Consider the following 6328-nt stretch of genomic DNA (forward strand, 5'->3'; position numbering starts at 1 on the left):
GCCGGAGGGTGCGTGATCGCGCGGGGCAGAACGAGTCTGAATCTGGGAATCGGTCGGGTGTATCATCCACGGAACGAGTTGTAGGGGAAGGCGGAAAAGCTGAGCAATATCAACGCGGACGAATATTGAGGACGCACAGGCACGTTCGCGTGGATCGCGCACGAGATCATCGCCGTGCGGTCGCCCTTGATTTCGTGGACGGCGCTGGTGACGGCCCTGAGGAGGGCACCGCTACTCACCGCGGTTGCTTCTTGGTTGGTGCGGATGTCGACGAAGGGCACGTACATTTCCTCGTGGCTCGCGGGCGTTGGACGGGGCGCCTCGCTGTCCCACAGGATCGGCCGCGGCCTTCCTTCGCGCCAGACCCATTTCAGGGTCGGCCGGGCGGGAGCATTCTGGGGGTGGCGGCTATCGCCGACCCCCAGAAGATTCCGAGCGAGGCGGATTGATTCGGCGCTACTTCCGGAGGTAAGATCGTCGAAAGGAGGAACGCCGATGTCGAAGACGCTTCCCGCGGCGCCCTACCGGATGATCACGGCCAGCGACGGCAGCGCCGTCCCCTGGTACATCATGCCCTTCGACGAGCGCGGTCGCTGTACCGCGCCGTTGACACGTCGCGAGATGCTGGAGCGTCTCTCGGCCGGGGGCTTCACCGACGTCTACCTCTTCTCGCACGGCTGGAACAACGACTGGGAGGTCTCTTCGGAGCGCTACGACAGCTTCATCCAGGGCTTCATCGGCATGCGCAAGGCCCAGAGCCTGCAGATGGGCCGCCCGTACAAGCCGCTCCTGATCGGGATCTTCTGGCCGAGCACCGCGCTCGTGCTTCCGTGGGAGCGAGCGCCCCGCATGGCAGGGATCGGGGGCGTCACCGACGACGCCGAGGTCGCGGACGAGCGGGCGATGGTTCAGGAGCTCTCGCGGTCGATCGCGGAGTCCGAAGTCGAGCGGTTCTACGAGCTGGCCCAGAAGGCCGAGGGGCTGGACGAGCGGGAGGCGCTCGAGCTGGCGAGCCTGCTCCTCTCGGTGGGGGTACGAGGCGGCGACGAGCTGAGCGAGCAGGCGGGCGAGGAGAACGCCACGCCGCAGGATCTCGTGGCGGCGTGGCACGCCGCCCAGGCCGTGCTCCCGACCGGGCCCGAGGTCGACGATGGAGACGAGCCGCTCGACGACGACGACTTCGGGACGGCCGACGGCGCAGCCGCGACACCCGACGCTGCGGGCCTGCTCTCCGCGCTCGACCCGCGGAACATCCTGCGCCTCACGACCGTGCTACAGATGAAGGATCGCGCGGGTGTCGTGGGCGCTCGGGGCGTGTCGCCCCTGCTGGCCGAGCTCTTGGCGAGCAGCGACGCGCGCGCCCATCTCGTCGGGCACTCCTACGGTGGCAAGGTCGTGCTGTCGGCCGTCTGTCAGTCGCCACTCCCCAGGAAGGTCCAGACGCTGCTGTTGCTCCAGCCCGCCGTCTCGCGCCTGTGCTTTGCGGCCGACACCGGGGCTGGGCACGCGGGGGGCTATCGCCCGGCGCTCGATCGATGCGGCCACATCCTCTCGACGTTCAGTCGCAAGGACGCGGCGCTCACGAAGTTCTTCCACCTCGCGGCCCGCCGCGCGCGGGACCTGGGCGAGCTCCGCATCGCGGCCGGGAGCGAACCGAGCAAGTACGCGGCGCTCGGCGGGTTCGGCCCGGGTGGGCTCGCACCCGAAGAGATGGCCCGGGTGAAGATGAAGCAGGTGGGCGAGGGCTACGGGCTCGAACAGCAGGCCCAGCCGGTCCTGGCGCTCGAAGGCCACGAAGCCATCGGTGGACATGGCGACATCAGCAACTCCCATACCTGGTGGGCGCTCTTCGACGCGGTGAAGTCGAGCGGTTAGTCGGCCGAGCGCGAGCGCACGGCTCGCCATGCGAGCGAGGAGTCATCCATGTCGGGAGCGATCCGCAACGAGAACCAGCTGCTCACGGTTCGCGCCGCGATGGAGATCCAGCGGGGCGGCGCCGAGGTCGTCTTCGACTTCTGGCGCGGGCGCGAGACGCGCCTCGAGACGATCCGCGTGCATGCCGAGGAGCTGGGGATCCCGCCGACGCTGCGCTATCGCGATCTCAGCGGCGCGAGCTTCGAGATCCCCGACCAGGTCCTGTCGGCCGTTCAGACGCTGGCGCAGGATCGCTCACCCGAAGAGCCCCTGTGGCTGCAGCTGACGCGCGGCTCGTCGCGGCTGGCGCTGCTGCCCTGGGAGGCGCAGCTCGTCGAGGTGGTGGACGGGCCCGTGCTGCGGATCCCCAACTTCGTCGTCGATCCGCACCGGCTCGAAGGCCCGCTCCACCTGGCCGTCTGCGCCAGCTCGCCCGTCGCCAAGAGCCCGTTCCACCTGACCGGCTACGTCCAGGACCTGATCGCGGCCATCGTGGACGCGGTGCCGCAGGGCGCGGTGATCCACGTCTTCGCCGATCAGCAGTTCCATGGCCAGCTCCAGGGGGGCGCCGGGCAGGTTGGGCCTGCCCATGAGGTGCTCGTCCACGATCCGCACGGTGCCGAGGCGTTCGGCCTGGGGAAGGTTGAGCGGCAGCTCCCCACCTCGCGCAGCAAGTCGCGCAGCCCGTGGCTCCTGTGGATGGAGGACGTGCTCTCCGAACACCCCCTGGATGCCGCGCACTTCGTGTGCCCGGGCTACTTCTCGCGCGAGGTCGGCGCCCTCGCGCTCGCCCACTCCCCGCTCGAGAACCGCGACCGGCAGTGGTCCCACTTCATCGCCGCCTCCGAGCTGAACGCCTTCCTGAACGAGATGGCAGCGTGGTCGGTCGCGTTCACGATCCCGCAGGACAGCCCCTGGAGCCTCGGGCTGCGGCTGCTGGCCGAGCAGATCGCGCGGGAGCGCCCCGAGCCGATCCTCGTGCACGACACCCGCGAGCTCGAAATGGAGGGCGCTCGCGACGCCTATCGCTTCCTCTACTCCGAGGATCCGCAGGCCCGCGCCCAGATCCCCCGGTCGCGGTGGATCTCACTCTATGCGCACCCGAAGCGACTGGGTGTGCTGGCCGAGGAGCCCGAGACGATCATCGAGTCGGTGAGCCAGAGCGCCTTCCTGAAGAGCATGGTCGAGGCCCCGGCGCCCCCGTTCGTGGAGCTCACGCGCAAGATGGCGCCCATGCCCGGCGCCGGCACCCGGCGTCGTGGCCTCGACGAGCGGTGGAAGGCGTCGCTCGGGCTCGATGTCGAGCAGGCCTTCGTCAAGCTCGCGAGCGACGGCATCGAGACGCCGAGCGAGCTCGGCGAGGCCGCGGCCCTGCGCTTCGTCCACAATCTGCTGAAGGATGGAGAGGGGTCGTGACGCGGGTGATGCTGGGCCTCGGGCTCCACAACGACACCGACGTCACGGTGCGCGTCGAGGAGCCGGCGGAGCTGGCGGACCAGTACGGATCGACGGACCTCGACGTCGACATGCACAGTGCGCCCTTCAACGACTTCGACGCCCTGGTGGCTCCGCAGAACGGCAACGAGATCGTCCGCCGGGTGGGCGAGGCTCTCTATGCCCGGCTCGCCCAGAATGCGGGCGTGGCCAAGGCCCTCACCGACGCCGCCGCCACGGTGCCCGGCCAACGCGTCCCCGTCTTCGTTCGCATCTCGCCCGGCAACGAGGCCGACGCGCTGCCCTGGGAGACGCTCTTCCACCCGCAGGCCTCGTTCCTGAGCCTGGACGACCGTTGGCCGGTGGCCCGCGTGGCGGGCTACGGCGGGCGGGTCGAGCGGGAGCTGCTCGACTTCAACGAGCCGCTGCGGATCACCGCGGTGCTGGCGGCGCGCGACCGAGACGCCACCCCGGAGTGGGAGGCGCTGCAGGCCGTCTGCGAGCAGAGTCCCCTGCGAACGGAGCTCCACGTCCTGTGCTCGCAGGACGTGGTCCAGCAGGCCGTGCAGGCCTCTGGTGACGCCGACGTCCATGTGAGCTTCGTGCCAGACTCGAACGAAGAGCTCGTGCGGCGCATCGCGGAGTCGGAGCCTCACCTGCTCCACATCTTCAGCCACGGCTCGTCGGGCTATGGCTCGGGGTACCTCGAGATTGCGACGCGCGAGCTGATGGGCGCCCCCTCGCAGCTCCTCTACCTCGAGCCCGACGAGCTGAGCCGCGCCACTCGCAACGCCTGGCTCGTCGTGCTGAACGCCTGCCAGGGGGCGGAGCCCGGCACCGACGCGCGCTCGGTGGTCTCGGCCCTGGTGCGAAACGGCACGCCCGCCGCGATCGGGATGCGCCAGGAGATCGACGTCCACGACGCGCACGTCTTCTGCGAGGCGCTCTACCGCGAGGTGTTGCATCGCGTCGAGACGCTCCCGGAAGGCCAGCCCACCGAGATCGACTGGAGCTCGGCCGTGCGGACCGCCCGGGCAAGGCTGTGCAGCGGCCACGGCATGCCAACCACCCAGGCCGCCTGTATCCGCAAGGAGTGGAGCCTGCCCGTCCTCTATCTGCGGCCCGAGCCGCTCGAGGTGCGGCGCCTCGCGGAGGGGGCGGCCGGCGCGGCCGTTCCCGACGAGGACGCGCGGGCCGAGCGCCTGGCCGAGGTGAACTCGCTGCAGGCCCTGCTGGCTCTCGCCGAGACGGGCCGCGCCGGCGCCGGCCGCGCGGAGTTCGAGGACCAGGTGAGGGCGAGGATCTCCGACCTGCAGGCCGAGATCGAAGCCATGGGGGGATGACGCGCTATGCCTCTGCCCAACACGCTGCGCGTCAACGCCTTCCTCGGTGACGCGCCGGCCGGCGCGTCGGCGCTGGGGCCGGCTCTCGGGGCGCGCCTGGTCGCGCCCATCGAGAAGGCGCGCGCCGACCTCGCGCCGGAAGCGCTGGCGAACGAGAGCGACTGGGGCCACCCGAAGGTGGGCTGGGGGCTCGTGCTGCCGGAGAACCCGGCCCTCAGCGCGGCCGAGCAGGCGGGCGACGCCGACGCCCCCGAGCCGATCCGCGCGCTTCGAGCCGCGCGAGAGGGCGTGGTGCTTCGGTGCGGCGCGAGGGCGGGCGGGATCGCGACGATCCGCCGCTACACCGAGGATGGGCGGGCGCGCGACGTCGATCTCGTGGGCTCGGCGCATGGCCGCGGGGTGGCCGAGGTGCCGCGCTACCTGCTCGTCTACGCGCCCGTCGACGTGATCCCCTGGGAGGTGCAGTTCCGCCTGCACGCCGTCGCGTTCGTGGGGCGCCTCGACCTCGAAGGCCCGGCGCTCGAGCGCTACGTGGAGGCCGCGATCGCGGGGTTCCCGGACGCGTCCGCGCGGCTCGATCGCGCCGTGGTGTGGGCAGTCGATCACGGCGGGGGTGACATCACGACCCTGATGCGGGGCTCGATCGCGGCGAAGGTCCACGCGAAGCTGCAGGCCGACAACGACATCGGTGCGGGCGCCATCTATGTGAATGGCCAACTCGAGGCCGCGACCCAGGCGCGCCTCCGCGAAGAGCTCGCCCAAAACCAGCCGGCCCTCATCGTCACGACGAGCCACGGCAAGACGGGCCCGCTGGCCGACCACGACCGCCTACGGGTCGACCTCGGCCTCCTGGTCGACAGCGACTACACGACGCTCGACGTGCCCGCGCTGCTCGACGGCTGGAGCCCGGGCGGTGGTATCTGGTACGCGCACGCCTGCTGCTCGGTGGGGAGCACCGCGGAGTCGGGCTACCAGGGCATGCTCGAGGACGGCAGCCCGATCGCCAGCCTGCTCGCGGGTCTGGCGGCGGCGGGTGAGTGCGTGAGCCCGCTCCCCCGGGCGCTGCTGGGCGCGGCGTCGCCTCTGCGCGCCTTCGTGGGGCACGTGGAGCCCACCTTCGACTGGACGCTCCAGCACCCCAAGACGAAGCAGGTGCTGACGCGATCGATCCGCACTGCTCTTCACCAGCGCCTGTATCTTCGCCAGCCCATCGGCCGCGCGTTCGACGAGATCCACGCCCAGGCGAGCCAGCTCTGGAACCTGCAGCGCAAGGCGCTGCGTGCCCACCAGCGGGGAGATGACGTCGCCGACGAACTCCTGGCGCTGCAGCTCACGGCGCGTGATCGCGAGAGCCTCGTGATCTACGGGGACCCTGCCGTGGCGCTGCCCGCCTAGCGTAGCGGCTGGGCCGCGCTTCGCGCCGGCCCCAGCCTGCCTTCCAACAGGTTCCCACCCATCGTTCGGCGAACCCGTTCTGCCAGGGACTGCGGTACGCCGTGCGTATGGGCTCGATCCCAAGGTTTCGGATCGTGGCGGTAACCTCCGCCGAGAAGATCGAGTCGCGATCGTAGACGAGAAAGGGAAGGGCGGGGTCCAAGGGGAATGCCTCCCGCAGCTGTTGGATCGTCCAGCACGCC

4 protein-coding genes are annotated in these 6328 nt (G+C 70.6%); 3 read left to right on the forward strand and 1 reads right to left on the reverse strand.

All coding sequences use genetic code 11. From position 1 onward, the window contains the following. Window positions 1-62 precede the first annotated feature (62 nt). Window positions 63-281, reverse strand: coding sequence for a hypothetical protein (locus tag GY937_18805; GenBank protein MCP5058756.1), 219 nt, complete (start codon window positions 279-281; stop codon window positions 63-65). 214 nt (window positions 282-495) lie between these two features. On the opposite strand from GY937_18805, the gene GY937_18810 reads away from it, so the two are divergent. The 3 genes from GY937_18810 (at window position 496) to GY937_18820 (ending at window position 6086) form a co-directional block, all read left to right on the forward strand. Beyond that, a complete protein-coding gene (locus GY937_18810) occupies window positions 496-1875 on the forward strand; it encodes an alpha/beta hydrolase (GenBank protein ID MCP5058757.1) in 1380 nt (459 codons plus the stop codon). 1313 nt (window positions 1876-3188) lie between these two features. Continuing rightward, window positions 3189-4691 (forward strand): CHAT domain-containing protein, encoded by a 1503-nt coding sequence (locus tag GY937_18815; protein ID MCP5058758.1) that lies wholly within the window; start codon window positions 3189-3191, stop codon window positions 4689-4691. Between the two features lie 6 nt (window positions 4692-4697). Then, window positions 4698-6086 carry a hypothetical protein gene (locus GY937_18820; protein ID MCP5058759.1) on the forward strand — a complete coding sequence of 463 codons (1389 nt, stop codon included), beginning with the start codon at window positions 4698-4700 and terminating at the stop codon, window positions 6084-6086. Window positions 6087-6328 lie beyond the last annotated feature (242 nt).

Source organism: bacterium, assembly GCA_024228115.1.
Taxonomy (GTDB): domain Bacteria; phylum Myxococcota_A; class UBA9160; order UBA9160; family UBA6930.